Here is an 18,017-nt window from a genome sequence, read left to right on the forward strand (position 1 = left end):
GTCCCGCTACAACAGAACATTGGTGAGGAAGATGTTCCAGTCGTCGCTTCCGACCCAGCCGGGGCCTTGCGGGGCGGCGGACAGCACCAGTGCGGTCATGGCAACGGCCAGGGCGGCGACGACACGACGCTTCACGGTTCCTCCTCGTTGGCGGCAGTACGCACCACCCTGCGCCGCCCCGGCCGCCCCGCCCGCCGGACACGCTGCTCGGCGCGTGCCACGTCCCACGGTCGGCGGGCCCGTGTCACTCGGTGAGCCCGGCCTTCACGCGGCCAGGACGCCCGCCGGGCGGGCGTCCTGGCCGCGTCGGTCGGGATCCGGCGTACCGCCCGCCCGGTGCGCGACGCCGACATGATCCAAACGGCAGGCCCTAGCCGCCCACGTACCAGCTGAAGCCGCCGTTGCTGGCGGCGACGGCCAGGAGCACGAGCCACAGGACCACGTCGATGACGCCGAGGACGATGCCGGCCTTCGCCATTCCGGCGCCGTTCCTGACCGCTGCCTGACGGCGGGCGACGGCGCCGAGGACGATGGCCACGGGGCCCAGAACGATGTTCAGGATGAACAGGCCGACGATGCCGCAGCACAGGCTCGCGATCGCCAGGCCGTTGGTGCGCGATCCGGAGGACGCGGCAGACGAACCACCGTAACTCGCCATGGGGTACTCCCGGTTGTCGGTTGAACGGACTGAGCGGGCCGCACGCTCCTTGCTGTTGGCTTGCCCGTTCCGAGTGCCCCTTCGAGGCGCCCTCATGTCCGCGTCCCCTTGCGCCCCCTCACTTTCCACTCCGGAAAAACTTCACTTGCGACATCGGAAAGTCAGCCCTACTCTTTCCGTCATGGAAAATGATGCGGGCCTCCCCGACCGTCCCTCCCCTCCCACCTCGCAGGAGGCGCTGGCCACCCTGGCCGAAGCCGCTCGCATCCGGGCCTCGGCCAACGCTCTGTCGGCGACGCCATGGCCGACCTGGTTCGCCACCGTCCTCACCGCGTACATCGCGGCGTTCCCCCTCGCCTACGGAGGGATGCTCGCCGACGAGCGGTGGCTGCTGCCGAGGGCCGCCTGGGCGACGGTGCTGCCGGTCATCACCGCGGCGTTCCTGACGCTGTACGTCATCGCCGCCCGGTCCTGGAAGCAGCGCACCGGCGTGGCCCTGCGGCTCGACGTGCTGCCCAAGCGCGCGACCGTTCCCCTGACGATCGGCATGCCCGTACTGCTGGTGGGGTCGGCCTGGGCGTTCCGTGCCACCGGCCAGGCATGGTGGCTCGTCACCGCCTCGGTGATCGCGGCCGCGGTGTCCGTGGGCTTCCACCTCGCTTTCGTACGGCTGCACCGGAAGACGTCGTGACCGGCCGGCCCACCGACCCGATGGACGGCTTCGACAACCTGATCCACTCACCCAACCGGCTGCGGGTCTGCGCCCTGCTCGACACCGTCGGCGAGGCCGAGTTCGCCGTACTGCAGGAGCAACTCGACCTGTCCGCATCCGTGTTGAGCAAGCACGCCGGAGCCCTGATCGAGGCCGGTTACGTCGAGCAGCGCAAGGCCGTCCGCGACACCCGGCAACGCGTCTGGCTGCGCCTGACCCCGCGGGGACGCAAGGCGTACCACGGCCACCTCGCCGCTCTCCGGGCGATCGTCGGACCATAGGCACCCTCCCGGCAGGGCTCCGGGCCGCCGCCCCACACCGGCCCGGACCGCCCCACCCCTCTCACCGCAGCGCGCTTCTGCCCTGCCACTCGCTCCACGAGAGGTTCCACGCGCCGAAGCCGTTGCCGGGCGCGACCACGCCCTTGGTGTCCTTGCCGGTGATCTCGAACGGGTCGCCCGCCCGCACCTGCCCGTAGAACCAGGCCGCGTCCGCGTCGCTCATTCCTATGCACCCGGAACTGCGGTTGGCTCGGCCGAACCAGCGGGCGTTCCACGGGGCGGCGTGCGCGTACATGCCCGACCAGGTCAGCCGCATCGAGTGGTCGACCATCTTGTTGTAGGCGTCGGCGAGGCCCACCGTCTCGGAGTTCATGTTGATCGTGCCCTCCTTGGCCATCAGCACGGCCGTTCCGCGCCAGGAGCGCTTGTCACCGCCGGGCCTTCCGCCGGATACGGGTATACGCCGGACGGTCTCGCCGTCGCGGACGAGGGTGAGCCGATGCCTGTCGAGGTCGACCTCGACGATCTGCCGGGCGCCGATGGTGAACGTGGTCGTGTAGTCGCGTACGAACCAGCCGCCGTCCGCGCCCGAGTCGGTGCCGTTCAACTCGGCGTTCAGGGTGACCTTCGTCCCGGGCTTCCAGTACGTCCTGGGCCGCCAGTCCACCCGGTCCCTGCCCGACCAGTCGCGTATCCAGCCCCAGGAGCCCTCGGTACCGTTCGATGTGGTGATCTTCAGCTGCCTCTCGACCTCGGCCCGGTTCCTGACCGGATGGTCGAAGACCAGCGAGACCGGCTGGGCGACCCCCACCGTGGAGCCGGTGCCCGGTCGCCAGTCGACCTTGTTGACCTTGTCCGCCGGAGCCGTGGTGAAAGCGGCCTTGGTGCTCTTGGCGGTGCCGCCCTCGGTCCGGGTCGCCACCGTCACCTCGTACGCAGTGCCGGGCACCGCCTTGCGGTCGGACACCCAAGACCGGCCGTCGGCGGCGACCTCGCCGGCGAGTCCGCGGCCCTGGGCGTCGGTGACGGTCACCGAGGTGAGTCTGCCGCCCGAGGCCGTGACCTTCACGGGCTCGCCCGCCGGGACCCGTTCTCCCTCGGGCGTGACGGTGACCGTGACCGGGCGGTCGTCGGCGCTCGGCCTCTCCTCGACGTCCGGGTCACCGGGCGAGCCGCTCGACGAGCAGGCGGCGAGCGGCGCCAGCAGAGCGGCCACGACGGCGGCCCGGACGCGGACATGGGCGAGTGCACGGGAGCGCGGCAGGACGCGTGGGCGCGACAACGGGACCTCCGGAAAGGAAGGGAACGGGGTGGGTGAGTCGGCGATGTCGTGACTGTAGAGCCGGAAAACCCGAGGTCAGCCGCTTCCGGGCAATGTGACGGCGACTGGTGAGGAACGGTCATGGTCCGGTCACATTCGCCGGACGGAGCGGTCATGGACCGCTGTGAGCCTCCTGTGTGTCCCCGCGACGGCCACGGGGAGAAGGAGAGGCTCAGACTGTGTCAGCACTGCTCGTGCCGCCCAGCCGCGTGTGCCAAGCACGGAACCGCGGCTTCGCCCTGCGCACCATCACCGCGCAGACGTACCGCGCCTTCCTCGCCTCCCCCGAAGGCGCCGCCCTCGGTGCCGGCTTCCTGCAGTGCCCGTCTTGGGCCGACGTCAAGGAGGGCTGGCGGGCCCAACTGCTCGGCTGGGGGCCGGATCCGGAGGCGGGCGCCCTGTCGGGCGTGGCCCTGGTGCTGCTGCGGCAGTTCCCCGGCACCCGCAAGTACTTCGCCTACCTCCCCGAAGGGCCTGTCGCCGACTGGACCGACCCCGGCATCGACGGCTGGCTCGGCCCGCTCCTCGAACACCTTCGCAGCGCGGGCGCCTTCGCCGTGCGCATCGGCCCGTCGCCCGCCTACCGGCGCTGGGACGCCGCCCTGCTCAAGCCGCTCACCGGACCGGGCCGGCGCCTGGGCGACGTCCTCGCCAGCGAGGTCGACCCGCTCGGCGCCGCCGTCGCCGACCGGCTGCGGGCCCGGGGCTGGCGCCGCTGCGGCGGTGACGGGACCGGGGAGGACACGGACGCCCAGCCCCGCCACGTCTTCCATGTGCCGCTCGCCGGCCGCAGCACCGAGGACCTGTGGCGCGGGCTCAACCAGGAGTGGCGACGCAACGTCCGCCGAGCCCAGAAGGAGGGCGTGGAGGTGGTGGTGGGCAGTGCGGCCGAACTCCCCGAGTTCTACCGGCTGCTCGGCATCACCGAACGCCGCGACGGCTTCCGGCTCGGCCGCTCGCTCGCCTACTACGAGCGTCAGTACGCGGCGCTCAACACCGAGGAACCGGGCCGGATGAAGCTGTACCTCGCCCGGCACCGCGGGGAGATCCTGGCCGCCCACACGCTGATCACGGTGGGCCGCAGGGCCTGGTACCAGACCGGCGCCTCCGCCGACCACCGCCGCGAGGTCCGCCCCTCCAACGCCCTGCAGTGGCGAATGATGCAGGACGCCCACGCCCTCGGCGCCGACGTGTACGACATGCGCGGGGTACCCTCCACTCTCGATCCTGAGGAACGTGCGTACGGACTGCTGCGGTGGAAGCTCGGCACCGGTGGACAGGTCGTCGAGACGTTGGGGGAATGGGAGAGACCCTTGGGCGGCAGCGCCAACCACACGCTTCACCGCGCCTTCCAGGCGTACCTGAACCGCCGATGAGGCAGCCGACGGCGGATACGCCGACGACCACGCCGGCCGGCACGGACAGCACGGGGGAGGCGGCGAAGGCGGTCTCCGCGGCACGCGGCAGCGCCGTCATGGCCGCCGGATCCGTCGTAGGCCGCGCCACCGGCTTCGCCAGGTCCGCCGTGGTCGCGGCGGCGATCGGCACCATCGGGCCGGTCGCCGACGGCTACGCGGTCGGCAACGCCCTGCCCACCATCGTCTACATGCTGCTCCTGGGCGGCGCGTTGAACGCCGTCTTCGTGCCCGAACTGGTCAGGGCCGCCAAGGAGCACGACGACGGGGGCGCCGCGTACACCGACCGGCTCGTCACCGTCTGCGTCGTCGCCCTGCTGGCGATCACCGCGACCGCCGTGTGGGCGGCGCCCGCGATCGTCGACGCGTACACCGACTACTCCGGCGAACAGGCGGCCATGACGACCGCGTTCGCCCGCTACTGCCTGCCGCAGATCTTCTTCCTCGGACTGTTCACGCTGCTCGGGCAGGTACTCAACGCACGTGGCCGGTTCGGCGCGATGATGTGGGCGCCGGTCCTGAACAACGTCGTCGTCATGACGGTGTTCGGTCTGTACCTCGCCCTGGCCGTGGGCGGCGGGGACGGCGAGGACCTGCTCACCCCCACCGAGACCGCCGTGCTCGGCTGGGGCACGACCGCCGGTATCGCCGTCCAGGCCCTCGCCCTCGTCCCCGCGCTGCGCGCGGCCCGCTTCCGCTGGCGGCCCCGCTTCGACTGGCGTGGCAGCGGACTGACCCGCCCCTTGCGCGCGGCCGGCTGGCTGGTGCTGCTGGTTCTGGCCAACCAGGCCGCCTACTGGGTCACCACCCGGCTCGCCACCACCGCGGGCCTCGACGGCGGCCCCGGATACGGCGCCTACAACAACGCCTACGTCCTGTGGGTCGTACCGCACGGCGTCATCACGGTCTCCGTGGTGACCGCGCTGATGCCCCGGATGAGCGCGGCCGCCGCCGACGGGGACACCGCCGCCGTGCGGCGCGACGTCTCCCACGCCCTGCGCGTCAGCGCCTCGGCCGTCGTACCCGCCGCCTGCGCGCTGTTCGCCCTCGCCCATCCGGTGATGGCCCTCGTCTTCGGATACGGCAGGACCAGCGCCGACGACACGGCCGCCATGGCCGGGATCCTGATGGCCTTCGCGCCGGGGCTCGTCGCCCTGTCGGGCCAGTACGTCCTGTCCCGCGCGTTCTACGCGCTCTCCGACACCCGTACGCCGTTCCTGCTCAACCTCGTGATCGTCGCCCTCAATGCGGGAGGGTCCCTGGCCGCCGCCCACCTGCTGCCGGCGCGCTGGGCCGTGACGGGCATGGCGGCGGCGTACGCGCTGGCGCTGTGCGCGGGTTGGGCGGTGACCGGCCGGGTGCTGAGCCGCAGGCTCGGCGTCGTACGCCCCCTGCGTTCGTCCGCCCTCGGCGCGCACGCGCGGCTGGTGCTCGCCGCCGTGCCCGCCACCGCGCTGGGCCACCTCGCGGCCCGGGGCGCCGCCCCGGCGGGGGCTCTGGCCGCCTGTGCCGCCGGCGCGGCCGTCGTCGTGCTCGTCTTCGCCCTGCTCGCCCGCCCGTTGCGCCTCACCGAACTCGCCGCGCTGCTCTCCGGCGTACGCCGGCGCTTGTCCCGGTCCTGACCACCACCGAGGGAGAACCGCAGATGCCCCGCGTGCTCCTCATCGAGGACGACCCTTCCGTACGCGAGGGGGTCGAACTCGGTCTGCGCCGCCGCGGCCACGAGGTACGGGCGGCCGCCACCGGCGAGGCCGGCCTCGCCGCGCTGGCCGAGTTCCGCCCCGATCTGCTGCTGCTGGACCTGATGCTGCCCGGAATGAACGGCGTCCAGGTCTGCCGGCAGGTCCGCGAGCGCAGCCAGTTGCCGATCATCATGCTCACCGCACGCGGCGACGACTTCGACGTCGTCATCGGCCTGGAGGCCGGTGCCGACGACTACATCGTCAAGCCCGCCCGCACCGAGGTGATCGAGGCCCGGATCCGTGCCGTGCTGCGCCGCCTGGACGACACCGCCCCGGGCCGCCCGGCCATCGAGGTCCACGGCGAACTCGCCATCGACCGGGTCGGACTGAACGTCACCAAAGCCGGCCGGCCGCTCGCGCTCGCCCCCTCGGAGCTCAGGCTCCTGCTGCACCTGAGCGCCGCGCCCGAGCAGGTGTTCAGCAGGCAGCAGCTGCTGGAGCACGTCTGGGAGCACAGCTACCACGCCGACGCCCGTCTGGTCGACGCGTGCGTGGCACGTCTGCGCGGCAAGATCGAGGACGAGGCCGGCAGCCCCCGCTACGTCCAGACACTGCGGGGCTTCGGTTACCGCTTCGGCCCGCTGTGACCACCGGCTCCGCCCCTGGCCGGTCGCGGGTCCGGGCGTTCGGGCTGCGCACCCGGCTGCTGCTGGCGTTCCTGCTGGTCGCCGCCGTCAGCGCGGGCACCACGGCAGCGCTGACCTACCGTGAGGCCCGCAACGCCATGCTGCAGACCGCTCAGGACACGGCGGTCACGTCGTTCCGCGACCAGGTGCAGCAGACGGCCTTCGGCCTGCCCGTGCAGGGAGGGGAGGACCTGGAGTCGGTGCTGCGGGACATCGCCCGCAAGGGCAAGCCGCACCCCTGGGTGGTGTTCGCCGAATACGGTTCGGTCCGCGCCTCCTCGGGCGAGAACCCCGTCTCCACCGTCATCACCCCCGAACTGCGGCGCGCCGCACGCGCCAACCCCCACGGCAGTTTCGAACGGGTCGTCAAGGACGGCGTTCCCTACCTGACCATCGCCATGCCCATGGTCTTCAAGACGGGCCCGTACGACGTGCTGCCCAGCGGACTCGTCCTGTACGCCGTCATGCGGATGACCGACGAGCAGGTCAACGTCGACGCCCTCCTGATGGCCGCCCGGGACGGCGCCCTGCCCGGCCTCGCCGTCGCGCTGGTCCCCGCCCTGATCGCCGCGCGCAGCGTGCTGCGCCCGGTACGGGAACTGCGCCGCGCGGCCCTGAGCATGGGCAGCGGCCGGCTCGACACCAGGATCCCGGTGCGCGGCAGCGACGAACTGGCCGACCTGGCGCGCACCTTCAACGAGTCCGCGGCCCAACTCGAAGACTCGGTACGGGAACTGCGCGAGGCCGAGGCCCGTGCCCGCCGTTTCGCCTCCGACGTCTCGCACGAACTGCGCACCCCCCTCGCCGGGATGCTCGCCGTCACCGAGGTCCTCGACGAGGACGCGGACCACCTGGACGCCGACACCGCACGCGCGGTCCGGCTGGTCAGCGCGGAGACCGGCAAGCTCGCCGTGCTCGTCGAGGACCTGATGGAGATCTCCCGCTTCGACGCGCGCGCCGCCGAGCTGAACACCGACGAGGTCGACGTCGCCGAGGCCATCCGCAAGACCCTGGTGAACCGGCACTGGACCGACGACCGCGTCCGCACCGACCTCCCCGACGGCGTCCGCGCCCGGCTCGACCCGCGCCGCTTCGACATCGTGATCGCCAACCTCGTGGGCAACGCCCTGCGGCACGGCAGCGCGCCGGTCACGGTACGACTGCGCACCGAGACCCGCTCGCCGGGTACGCCCGTGCTGATCACCGAGGTCACGGACAGCGGCCCCGGCATCCGCTCCGAGTCGCTCCCGCACATCTTCGACCGCTTCTACAAGGCCGACGCGGCCCGCACCCGCTCGGCGGGCAGCGGCCTGGGGCTGGCGATCACCCAGGAGAACGTGAAGCTGCACGGCGGAACGATCCACGCCGGGAACCTGCCCGGGAAAGGCGCCGTCTTCACCGTGGAGATACCGCTCCACACGGAGGAGGCCGGCGGATGAGGCGTGCGCGGACGCGCCGGGGTGCGGCGGCCGCCGTCGCCGTCGCGGCGGCCGTACCGCTGCTCGGCGGCTGCGGCATCCCGGAGACCGACGTCATCGAGGCCGGCGGTCCCGCCAGCTTCCAGGCGTTCCTCGACCGCGACCACGACATGCTGCTCTTCTTCCGGTCCCCGGACGGGCGCCTGACGCCCGTGATCCGGTCGCCCGAGCCCGAGGGCGGGTTCGGCGACGCGTACGACCTGCCGGGCTCCGCGGACCGCGACCCCGGCGGGACAGCCGGTCCGGTGCCGACGGAGAAGGTCGTCATGGCACTGCTCGCCGGTCCGCTGAAGGAAGACCGGACCGCAGGTCTGAGCACCTCCCTGCCCGCCGCCCGCCCCGGCGGCACCGTCGAGGTCGAGCCCTTCCCGGGCGGCCGGGTCACGGCCCGTCTGCCGCTCGCCCTGAAGGGCCTGGACACCACCGCTCTGCACCAGCTGACCTGCACGATCGCCTACAGCCGGAGCGCCGACGGGCGGGCCGTCGTCGAGCTGACGGGACAGGACGGGACCAGGAGGTCCGGGACCTGCGGGCTCACCCCCGCCGGCACCGTCGAGCCGCGCCGCGGGGACGGCCGATGAGTGGGCGGGGTGTACGGGGCCCCGGTGGGGACCCCGGCCCGGCCGGATCCGGGGCTCAGCGCACCGGGAAGCCGAAGGAATAGCCCTGCTCCCTGAGCGAGGGGAGGACCCGGCGCAGCGCCTCCACGGTCTGCGAGCGGTCACCGCCCGCGTCGTGGAAGAGGATCGTCGGCCCGTTGGGCAGCTCCCGTTCGACGGTGGCGACCATCGCGTCCGCGCCCGGCCGCTCGAAGTCCTTGGAGTCCACGTTCCAGCCCAGCGGGCGCATGCCCCGGGAGGCGGCCAGCTTGCGGCTGTAGGGGGTGAAGGCCCCGCCGGGCGCCCTGTAGTACATGGGGCGTACGCCCCCGGACGCCTCGGTGATCATGCGTTCGGCATCGAGGATCTGCTGCGACTGGTACGCCTCGGACTTCCTGTCCATGGTGGTGTCGTGCGACACCGAGTGGTCGCACAGCCGGTGCCCCGCCGCGACCACCTTCTTCACCAGGTCCGGGTGGGCCTGCGCCTGCGTCCCCACCATGCAGAACGTGGCCTTCGCCCCGTTCTCCCGCAGTACGTCGAGCATCTGCGGGGTCCACACGGGGTCGGGGCCGTCGTCGATGGTGATGTTGACGCCGCGCGGCCCCTTGTCCGAGGCGTGCGCGATGCTCACCGCGACCGGCTTGACGTCACTGCCCGGCTCGGCCGACGCGGTCGCCCTCGGCGACGAGCCGCCCACGGCTCCGGCCTGGGCGGTCCACGCCGCCGCCCCCGCCGCGAGCACCGTCACCCCGAGCGCCGCCCCGATCACCTTGCCGTACCAGCCCCGCCCACCGCCGTGCCGTGCCATGTCCGCCCCCGCCCTCGCGCAGTTCCTCACCGACCCTCGGCCGACTTGCGGCCACCTGGCAGGACGAGGGAAGGCGGCCACGGGATGCGTCCGTTACCGATCACGGACAATCCCGGAGGAGTTCAGGGACAACTCGGCGGGCGGCGAGGGAACCACAGCGCCCGCGGCGCGGCACCGGGGCATGGGCCCGGCGCGGGCGGGACCGGTCTCAGGGCCGGCCCGACGGGTCGGCCGGCTCACGGAACCCCCGAGGGCGCACGGACCCCCGTCGCGGCGCACTCCTGCGGGGGCGAGGCGCGTTCCGGCGTCAGCGGCGCCCGGCGGCGCCAACGGGCGGTGCGGGCGGTGCGGCCCCAGCCGGGCGGTGCGGGCGGAACCGCCCCAGCCGGGCGGTGCGGGCCGTACCGCCCACGTACCCGCCGCGGCTCCTTGCCGAACCGCCCCGCAGGGACGTGGTGCGGGTACGACCCGCCCGTGTACCGGGTGCCACTTCCTCCGGCCCTCACACGGAGAACCGCGCCTCACCTGGCTCGCCCTCGGACCGGCCTCGGCGAGCGTCGGCACGCGGGCGGCCGTCAGCGCGTCGCACGGATCCGCGGCGGTTGTCGGTGACCAGGGGGCGCCGCGACCGACGCGCCGGGTGGGACGACGCGCCGGCTACGGGCATCCGGTGGGTATGGGCCCCGTCCGGGGAGCTGCCGTCGGCCGACGTGCCGGTGACGTCCGTCCCCCGATCCCGTCCCGAGCGGCTCCTGGCGGTTCGCTTCCGGGGCGCCCCGAGGACGCCCGCGGGCCTCACTGGTCCGAGTAGCCGATGTCCCCGACGGTCCACGCGCTCACGTCCTCCAGCGCGACGCGGTACATGCCTCCCGTGTCGGGGATGCCGAAGCTTCCCTGGAGGATCCGGGCCATGTGGAAGTGGAGGTGGGCGGGGCCGTCGTCGTGCTCCGGGCGACGGTCGCCGCCGCCGTGGGACGGGGTGAAGGCGGCGGCGAACCGTCCCAGGTGCTCGGAGTCCCGCAGGACTTCGGCCACACGTTCCTTCCAGAGGGCTTCCGGGGCCAGCCGTCCCGTGATGACGGCTCCCGGAATCACCACGGTCAGGGACATCTGACTGGTGTGCTGCGACTCCACCATCGCGGCGATCGTGGCGAGCAGGTGGTCAGGGCGCTTCATGCCTCAGGAGCCTAGTCCGACGAGGGGTGTCGGCGCAGCGGCAGCAAACGAGCCGTCACCAGCCCAGTACACCCTCGTCAGGCCGTACCTGCGCGGCCGGTGCGACGGGAGGCGCGTCGTGGCAGGTGAAGCCGAGTCGGGTCAGCGCCCGGCGCATCTCGCCCGAGGTGAAGTCGCGACGGTCCTGCCGGGTGATCACTTCCCCGACCTGCATCACGGGATAGACCCGGCGTCCGATGGTGACGGCCACACCGGTGACCGGTTCGGGCTCGATGCCGCTCATCGACTGCTCGACCTCACCCTTGACCAGGTCGAAGGGGAAACTCGCGATGACACAACGCATGGCTGCCTCCACGGGGTTGGGGGGTAACACGGATGGGATCGACGGTGCTGCGGCCGGTCAGCGACCGGGGCGAGGGCCTCTCCTCTTCGTCGGGTCGGTGAGGACGAGCGGCGGGACGTGCCGACCGCGGGGCGCGGATCGGCGTGCCCGGCTAGGCGTTGTTCCTCGGTGCGGAGCGCCGGGTCCTGGAGGCGCCCCGCCCGGCCCCGCCGCCGGCGGTCCGGCCCCGCCGGCCGCGACCGGAGGCCCGCTCCCGCCGGTTCGCGTCGGGGGAGCCCGTGCGCGCGCCCTGTGCGGCGGCGGCCGGTGGGGTGAGGGTGACGGGCACACCGGAGGGAGTCCGGGCGCCGGTGATGCGCTGCAGTTCGGCCTCGCCGGGACGGATCCGGGCGGTGCGCGGGGTGATGCCGGCGTCGGCCATCAGACGGTCCACCGCGCGGCGCTGGTGGGGCAGGACGAGGGTGACGACGGTGCCGGACTCGCCGGCGCGGGCGGTACGGCCGCCGCGGTGCAGGTAGTCCTTGTGGTCGCCGGGAGGGTCGACGTTCACGACGAGGTCGAGGTCGTCGACGTGGATCCCGCGGGCGGCGACGTTGGTGGCCACCAGGGCCGTCACATGGCCGTCCTTGAACTGGGCGAGCGTCCGGTTGCGCTGGGGCTGGGACTTGCCGCCGTGCAGGGCCGAGGCGCGTACGCCGACGGACAGCAGATGCTTGGCGAGCCGGTCGGCCGCGTGCTTGGTGTCCAGGAACATGATCACCCGCCCGTCACGGGCGGCGATCTCGGTCGCGGTGGCGTGCTTGTCGTCGTCGTGCACGTGCAGCAGATGGTGCTCCATGGTGCTGACGGCGCCCGCGGACGGGTCGACCGAGTGCACCACGGGGTCGTGGAGGTAGCGGCGCACCAGGAGGTCGATGTTGCGGTCCAGGGTGGCCGAGAACAGCAACCGCTGGCCGTCGGGACCCACTTGGTCGAGCAGCGCGGTCACCTGCGGCATGAAGCCCATGTCGGCCATCTGGTCGGCTTCGTCCAGGACGGTGACGGCGACCTGGTCCAGTCGGCAGTCGCCCCGCTCTATGAGGTCCTTGAGGCGGCCGGGTGTCGCCACGACGACCTCGGCGCCGCCGCGCAGGGCGCTCGCCTGACGGCCGATCGCCATGCCGCCCACGACGGTGGCGAGGCGCAGGCCCAGGGCGCGGGCGTAGGGGGAGAGCGCGTCGGTGACCTGCTGCGCCAGTTCCCGGGTGGGTACGAGGACGAGGGCGAGCGGCTGCCGGGGCTGGGCCCGCTGTCCGTCCAGCCGCGCCAGCACGGGCAGGCCGAAGGCGAGGGTCTTGCCGGAGCCGGTGCGCCCGCGGCCCAGCACGTCCCGTCCGGTCAGGGCGTTCGGCAGCGTGGCCGCCTGGATCGGGAAGGGCACCGTCACGCCCTCGGCGCCCAGCGCGGTCAGCAGACGTGCGGGCATGTCCAGCTCGGCGAACGTGGCGACCGGTGGGAGCGGCTCGGTGAGCGTGACGGGGAGGGCGAACTCCTGTGGGCGTGTCGTGGCCCGTGCCCGGGGGCCGCTGTTTCGCCCGGTGTCCGAACGCCGGCTCTGCCGGCCCTTCTCCTGGGCGCGGACGTGGCCGGAGCCGCGGCCGGCACGGCGGGGGGTGCGGTTCATGGAGGGAACCTTCCTCGATGCGGCGTATCGAGGAATTCCTTCCGGCGGCGCGAGCCGCACGAGGATTCACAAGAATGGGCCGACAGACATGCGAAGCAAGCCCTCACGGCGCTGTGGCCGGGGCTTTTCGCAAGAGTGAAAAATCCGGGAATCCGGGGGTCTACGGAAAGCAATGAGCTGGGGCCCGCACCCCTAGAGTGCGGGCCCCAGTCACGTGGTGCGCGTCAGCGTCAGGCGGGAACGATGTTCTCGGCCTGCGGGCCCTTCTGGCCCTGCGTGACGTCGAAGGTAACCTTCTGGCCTTCCTGAAGCTCGCGGAAGCCGCTGGTGGCGATGTTCGAGTAGTGGGCGAACACGTCAGCGCCGCCACCGTCCTGCTCGATGAAGCCGAAGCCCTTTTCCGCGTTGAACCACTTCACGGTGCCAGATGCCATATTGAATCTCCCTTGGGGGGCAGTGCCGGATTCCGCACTTTACGGATCCGAGTCGCCGCGATGATCACCCCTCCGGAAGAATCCGGAAAGCTCTGCAAAGAATCAATCTCTGGCAACCAAAACTGCAACTGCTATCACGTTAACACAGGTCGGGTGGAATCCGGCGAGCGGTTTTCGTGATCGATCAGGAATTCTCATCCCGCCGGACCAGGTAATTCTGCAGCGGCGAGACTAGATATCCGTGCTGCGCTCGTCCAGCTCCCGGCGCAGGTGCCGGTTCTGGCGCAGGGCGTCCTCCAACTGGTCCTCCAGCGAGACGATGCGGCACGCGGCCTCGACGGGAGTGCCCTGGTCGACGAGCTCACGGGCGCGGGCGGCGATACGCAACTGGCGGCGGGAGTACCGGCGGTGGCCGCCTTCCGAGCGCAGGGGAGTGATCAGTTCGGCTTCTCCGACGGCCCGGAGGAAGGCGGGGGTGGTGCCGAGAACATCGGCGGCCCGCCCCATGGTGAACGCGGGGTAGTCGTCGTCGTCGAGGTTCCCGTTGACCGGGGCGTCGTCAGCCGGCATGGCACCTTCGTTCGGGGGCACGGCCACAGGCCGGGCGTGCACGGCACCCGTGCTCCGAAGGAGCCGGCACCACCCACCCGGTGCGACAACCCTAACTCCGGCAGGCACGAGGATGTGGTCCCGCCATGGCAGACTTTCCCCTGCCGCGCGGGTAGGAGTGCGCACCGGAGCAGGGCACCGGCGAACGCCCGGGGACCGTACGGTCATCCGGCCGGCGATCACCTCCGCGGGGGTGACCGCCGCGCGAGTCGACGATCACCTCAGCCGGGGATCTCCGGGGCGTACTCGTTGCGCCCCCACTCGGAGGAACCGAGCGGATAGGTGTACGCGGGCCGTCCCACGTTGCCGCTCGTGCGGAACGGCTTGCCGTGGTCGTCGATGCGTACGGTGCCCTGCTGGTCACCGCTGGACCAGTCCAGCTCCAGGTACCAACTCACGTTGTGCGCACGCGCGTCGGCGAAGATGTAGAAGACCTCGGGGTCGGACTCGCTCACCCGGTACGGGAAGTCGCGTTGACCGGCCTTGGGGGAGAGCGCGGGCCGCCCGGCATCGAGGTCCACCTCGAACGCCGTCGTCTCCACCCCGCCACCGCACCCGACGCCCATCTCGAAGTCGTTCCAGGCCAGCGGCTCGCTCTTCTCCACCACCCGCACATGCAGATCGTCCAGGACGACGGTGGCCGCCCCGGTGCCCTGCACGTTGAGCGCGAGCATCTGCTGCCCGGCGGCGACCCCGCCGAGCGCGTGGACCCACCCGCGCGCGTCCGGCTCACCCGGAGGCGGGGGCACCTGCTCGGGCTTCCGGTCGACCAGGTAGTGCTGACTGCACGGGCTTTCCCACTTGTACGGGTTGACGGTGACGGCCGGCGCGGTGGCCCCGTCCTCGGAACCCCCGCCCCGGGCCGCCCCGCCCCCAGCGCTGCGCGAGGCGGACACCGAACCGGCGGCCGCGGGGGTGCCGCTGCGCGAGGCGGACGGCGAGGCCGATCCGCCCTTGGCGTCGGCCGACTCGGATGCGCCCGGCTTGGTGACGCCGGAGTCGACGGACCGGGAGGCAGCCCCCACGGTCCGCTTCCCGCCCTGGTCGTCCTCGCCCCCGCCGGGCACGAGACTCACCACGAGCGCCGCCGACACGAGGGCGGCGGCCGCGGCGGCCCCGGTCAGGGCGACGGTGCGCCGCCGCGCCACGGGGGCCTGCGCCCGGGGCCTGCGCCCGTCGTCGGGAACGGCCTCGGCGGCCGCTTCGGGCCCATCCGCCCCGGTCCCGGCCTCCGCCGTCCCGGCCCCCACCGCGGCCCGCGGTTCGTCCTCCGCAGGGGCCCCGCCCGCCTTCTGCCCCCGCCGGGCATCCGCCAGAACCCACCGCCGATGCAGTTCCACCAGTTCCTCGGGCGTCGCCCTGCACACCCGCGCGAACCGTTCCACGGGTGCGTAGTCCGTCGGTACGGCGTCCCCGTTGACGTACCGGTGCAGCGTGGACGCACTCGTGTGCAGCCGCTTGCCGAGCACCCCGTAACTGAGTCCGGACCGCTCCTTCAACCGGCCCAGTAACTGCGCGAACTCGTCCCCAGCCACCGTTCCTCCCTCTGCCCGCGTTCCGGGCCCCCGTTCCAGGGGCAGGTCATTCCCCCAGGTCAGAGCTATCACAGGCGTTCCAGCGTCCCTGATGCCCCGGCAGCCGTGGCGGTCGGGACGGATCGCCGCACAAGCTTGGGCCATCCAAGCACGCCGCTCCCGGCACCCGGTCGAGCGGCCCGCGTCAACACCCTTACCGCACCTGGGGATTCACATGTCCACACGCACCCACCGCACCCGTATGCTCCTCGCCGCCGCGCTCACGGCCGCCACGCTGACACTGACGGCGTGCGCCGGCGGAGCAGGCGTCCAGGACGAGGGCCCCTCGACGGGAGCCGCGTCCACTGCTTCCACCACGCCCTCCGCAAAGGCGAGCGGAGCAGCCTCCGCCGGGGGTTCGACAGGTGGTGCGGCGGATTCGAGCGGCGCAGCGGGTGGCACGGGCTCGTCGGGATCCACGGGCTCGCCGGGCGCCGCGGACTCGCCGCGTGCCACGGGCGCCGAGGAGCCGGAGCCCGTCTCGGGCCCCTGCTCCGGCGCCGTCACCCGGACGACCGCCACGGAGGTCACCCGCCCCCTGAACCACCTTCTCCTCACCGTCACCAACACCGGCTCGAAGAACTGCGACCTCACCGGCTACCCGGCGGTCAAGTTCGACGGTGCCCAGTCCGTCCCGTCGGCCTTCGAGGACTCCAAGCCGCAGGCGGTGGTCACGCTGGCCCCCGGCGAGTCGGGCTACGCGAGCGTCCTTCTCTCGGCGGCGGACGGCAGCGGCTCCAACGGCTACACCGCCAAGTCCCTCACGGTCCACTTCGGCAAGGGCACGAGCGCCGCCGCCCGCCCGTCGCTGCCCGCGAAGGGCGTGTACGTCGACGACTCGATCCGGGTCTCGTACTGGCAGTCCACCATGGCCGACGCCCTGGCCTGGTGACGCACCGGCCGAGGCCCCGGGGGCGGTCGCGCCGCGGCCGGAGGCGTGCTGTCCTGGAATCAGCCAGGAGTACACGCCGATGCGTCACAGCCGGACCGCCGCCTTCGCCTCCGCCCGGTCTCCCGCGCCGACCGGAGCGGGCGGAGGGCTGCTGCCGGCCAGGGATCTCGCCGGCGCCTGGTTCCTGATCGTCCTGATCGCGGTGCCCGCCTGGGCGCTGACGCTCGGGCAGGCCCGGGACATGGGCGTGGAACCGGGCACGATGGGGATCGCCCTGCCGCTGTTCCTGCTGCTGTGGGTGACGATGACGGCGGCCATGATGCTGCCGTCCATGGCGCCGGTGGCCCTCACCTGGGTGCGCGGGATCGGCCGGCAGTCCTCCGGCTGGTCGCGGACCGCGCGCACCATCGAGTTCGTGGGCGGGTACCTGCTGGTGTGGACCGCCTTCGGCCTGCTCGTCCACGCGGCTCTGGCCCTCACCGGCGGCCTGGTGGACGACCATCCGTCCGCCGGACGCTGGATCGGTGCGCTGGCCTTCCTGCTCGCGGGCTTCTACCAGCTCGGCCCGCTGAAATACGTCTGCCTGCGGCACTGCCGCGACCCCATGGGCCACCTGGTGCGCTACGCCGGATTCCGGCGGCCGGCCCGCGACCTGCGGGTGGGAGTCCATCACGGCGCCTACTGCGTCGGCTGCTGCGCGGGACTGATGGTCGTCCTGATCCCGCTCGGCGTGATGAACATGGCGGCGATGGCCGGACTCGCCGTGGTGATCTTCGTGGAGAAGCTGTGGTCCCGTGGTCCGCTGCTCGCCCGGGCCGTCGGCGTCACGTTCCTCGTGCTCGCCGTGCTCGCACCGTTCCAGGACTGGTTGCTGCCGGGACTGCGGGCGTCGATGCCGTCGATGGGAGGTGCGTGACTCAGCCGGCCGGCCTCCTGGGCCGGGTCCGCGAAGTCCCGCCTACTCGGGACCGCTCCACTCGAAGGGGAAGTGCTTGCTGGACTTCCCCGAGCGTTCCCAGGAGAAGCCGAACGCGTCGACGCGGTCGGCGGTGGCCCGGCCCCAGGTGGCGATTTGACCCGGTCCGACCTCGGCGCCCGGGGCGTTGTGAACCTGGACGCGTGCGCCGTCCGGTGTCGTCGGGCCGGTCAGCGCCTCGGCCGTGGCGGTCACCCGGCCGGGAACCTCGGCCCGCCAGGTGGCGAGGTCCTCGTCGATCTCGACGTGGACGGGGGCGAAGTCCATGCCGCGCATCTCGGGGTGGAACATCTCCCCGAACTGCGCCGGCCACCCGCCCGCCTCACCGCCGAAGATCGCCCCGAGCGCGCGCCGCTGCTGCTCGTCGGCCCGCTCGTCGAGGAAGACCGCGGCGTAGGGTTCGGTGTGCGTGCCGGCCCAGGGGTTGCCGACGAACGAGCCGAGCATCAGGACGTTGAGGCCGTCGAGCCGCACGTCACCGAAGGTGCCTTCCCGGATGTGCCACACGAGCACGCCTTCGCAGTCGCCGTAGGTCGGGGGCTGGGCGAACGTACAGGGGCACGGTATGGCGCACTTGCACACGTCGAACCAGTCACCGACCAGGTGCCAGCGTGTACCGGTGCTCACTTGATCCGTCATCTCGCTTCCCTCCTGCCGAGCCCGAGGGAGCTCCGTCGCAGCGGCGAGACCGCGCGTCCCGAGCGCGC

General features: G+C 72.6%; 20 protein-coding genes. 9 read left to right on the plus strand and 11 right to left on the minus strand.

The window, feature by feature from the left end:
- Window positions 1-6: 6 nt before the first annotated feature.
- Window positions 7-135 (minus strand): hypothetical protein, encoded by a 129-nt coding sequence (locus ACWCPI_RS25495; RefSeq protein ID WP_451040305.1) that lies wholly within the window; start codon window positions 133-135, stop codon window positions 7-9.
- Window positions 136-370: 235 nt separating this feature from the next.
- Window positions 371-658 carry a DUF4190 domain-containing protein gene (locus tag ACWCPI_RS25500; protein ID WP_451040306.1) on the minus strand — a complete coding sequence of 96 codons (288 nt, stop codon included), beginning with the start codon at window positions 656-658 and terminating at the stop codon, window positions 371-373.
- A gap of 181 nt (window positions 659-839) precedes the next feature.
- Between ACWCPI_RS25500 and ACWCPI_RS25505 the strand changes: the two genes are divergently transcribed.
- Entirely contained in the window at window positions 840-1,349 is a 510-nt protein-coding gene (locus ACWCPI_RS25505; protein ID WP_451040307.1) for a hypothetical protein, read from the plus strand.
- Window positions 1,346-1,651 (plus strand): transcriptional regulator, encoded by a 306-nt coding sequence (locus ACWCPI_RS25510; protein WP_451040308.1) that lies wholly within the window; start codon window positions 1,346-1,348, stop codon window positions 1,649-1,651. The genes ACWCPI_RS25505 and ACWCPI_RS25510 overlap by 4 nt, the downstream gene beginning before the upstream one ends.
- Window positions 1,652-1,712: 61 nt before the next feature.
- Here ACWCPI_RS25510 and ACWCPI_RS25515 read toward each other — a convergent pair whose 3' ends face one another.
- A complete protein-coding gene (locus tag ACWCPI_RS25515; protein WP_451040459.1) occupies window positions 1,713-2,915 on the minus strand; it encodes an Ig-like domain-containing protein in 1,203 nt (400 codons plus the stop codon).
- A gap of 236 nt (window positions 2,916-3,151) precedes the next feature.
- Here ACWCPI_RS25515 and ACWCPI_RS25520 point away from each other — a divergent pair, with 236 nt between their 5' ends.
- The 5 genes from ACWCPI_RS25520 to ACWCPI_RS25540 are packed head-to-tail and all read left to right on the plus strand — an operon-like array spanning window position 3,152 to window position 8,814.
- Window positions 3,152-4,348, plus strand: coding sequence for a lipid II:glycine glycyltransferase FemX (locus ACWCPI_RS25520; RefSeq protein WP_451040309.1), 1,197 nt, complete (start codon window positions 3,152-3,154; stop codon window positions 4,346-4,348).
- Window positions 4,345-6,009 (plus strand): murein biosynthesis integral membrane protein MurJ, encoded by a 1,665-nt coding sequence (gene murJ, locus ACWCPI_RS25525; RefSeq protein WP_451040310.1) that lies wholly within the window; start codon window positions 4,345-4,347, stop codon window positions 6,007-6,009. The genes ACWCPI_RS25520 and murJ overlap by 4 nt, the downstream gene beginning before the upstream one ends.
- Window positions 6,010-6,032: 23 nt before the next feature.
- Entirely contained in the window at window positions 6,033-6,716 is a 684-nt protein-coding gene (locus ACWCPI_RS25530; protein WP_451040311.1) for a response regulator, read from the plus strand.
- Window positions 6,617-8,194, plus strand: a complete 1,578-nt coding sequence (locus tag ACWCPI_RS25535; RefSeq protein WP_451040312.1) for an ATP-binding protein — start codon at window positions 6,617-6,619, stop codon at window positions 8,192-8,194. Before ACWCPI_RS25530 ends, ACWCPI_RS25535 begins: the two co-directional genes overlap by 100 nt.
- Window positions 8,191-8,814, plus strand: coding sequence for a hypothetical protein (locus ACWCPI_RS25540; protein WP_451040313.1), 624 nt, complete (start codon window positions 8,191-8,193; stop codon window positions 8,812-8,814). The genes ACWCPI_RS25535 and ACWCPI_RS25540 overlap by 4 nt, the downstream gene beginning before the upstream one ends.
- A gap of 55 nt (window positions 8,815-8,869) precedes the next feature.
- Here ACWCPI_RS25540 and ACWCPI_RS25545 read toward each other — a convergent pair whose 3' ends face one another.
- From ACWCPI_RS25545 to ACWCPI_RS25575, 7 genes are all read right to left on the minus strand, one after another.
- Complete coding sequence (locus ACWCPI_RS25545) at window positions 8,870-9,643, minus strand: polysaccharide deacetylase family protein (protein ID WP_451040314.1); 774 nt, start codon at window positions 9,641-9,643, stop codon at window positions 8,870-8,872.
- Window positions 9,644-10,438: 795 nt separating this feature from the next.
- On the minus strand, window positions 10,439-10,819 hold the full coding sequence (locus ACWCPI_RS25550) for a hypothetical protein (RefSeq protein ID WP_451040315.1): 381 nt from the start codon (window positions 10,817-10,819) through the stop codon (window positions 10,439-10,441).
- A 55-nt stretch (window positions 10,820-10,874) separates the two neighbouring features.
- On the minus strand, window positions 10,875-11,162 hold the full coding sequence (locus tag ACWCPI_RS25555; protein ID WP_451040316.1) for an SCO5918 family protein: 288 nt from the start codon (window positions 11,160-11,162) through the stop codon (window positions 10,875-10,877).
- 151 nt (window positions 11,163-11,313) lie between these two features.
- The gene (locus ACWCPI_RS25560) at window positions 11,314-12,825 is read right to left on the minus strand and encodes a DEAD/DEAH box helicase (RefSeq protein WP_451040317.1); all 1,512 of its coding nucleotides are present in this window, start codon (window positions 12,823-12,825) and stop codon (window positions 11,314-11,316) included.
- Window positions 12,826-13,055: 230 nt separating this feature from the next.
- Window positions 13,056-13,259, minus strand: coding sequence for a cold-shock protein (locus ACWCPI_RS25565; protein ID WP_007383480.1), 204 nt, complete (start codon window positions 13,257-13,259; stop codon window positions 13,056-13,058).
- A gap of 231 nt (window positions 13,260-13,490) precedes the next feature.
- Window positions 13,491-13,829, minus strand: a complete 339-nt coding sequence (locus ACWCPI_RS25570) for a helix-turn-helix domain-containing protein (RefSeq protein ID WP_451040318.1) — start codon at window positions 13,827-13,829, stop codon at window positions 13,491-13,493.
- Between the two features lie 260 nt (window positions 13,830-14,089).
- Complete coding sequence (locus tag ACWCPI_RS25575) at window positions 14,090-15,403, minus strand: helix-turn-helix domain-containing protein (protein ID WP_451040319.1); 1,314 nt, start codon at window positions 15,401-15,403, stop codon at window positions 14,090-14,092.
- A 214-nt stretch (window positions 15,404-15,617) separates the two neighbouring features.
- Between ACWCPI_RS25575 and ACWCPI_RS25580 the strand changes: the two genes are divergently transcribed.
- A complete protein-coding gene (locus ACWCPI_RS25580) occupies window positions 15,618-16,334 on the plus strand; it encodes a DUF4232 domain-containing protein (protein ID WP_451040320.1) in 717 nt (238 codons plus the stop codon).
- Window positions 16,335-16,413: 79 nt separating this feature from the next.
- Complete coding sequence (locus tag ACWCPI_RS25585) at window positions 16,414-17,250, plus strand: DUF2182 domain-containing protein (RefSeq protein ID WP_451040321.1); 837 nt, start codon at window positions 16,414-16,416, stop codon at window positions 17,248-17,250.
- A gap of 42 nt (window positions 17,251-17,292) precedes the next feature.
- Here ACWCPI_RS25585 and ACWCPI_RS25590 read toward each other — a convergent pair whose 3' ends face one another.
- Window positions 17,293-17,949 (minus strand): DUF1326 domain-containing protein, encoded by a 657-nt coding sequence (locus tag ACWCPI_RS25590; protein ID WP_451040322.1) that lies wholly within the window; start codon window positions 17,947-17,949, stop codon window positions 17,293-17,295.
- Between the last annotated feature and the right edge of the window lie 68 nt (window positions 17,950-18,017).

It is taken from the genome of Streptomyces sp. NPDC001920 (assembly GCF_053594495.1).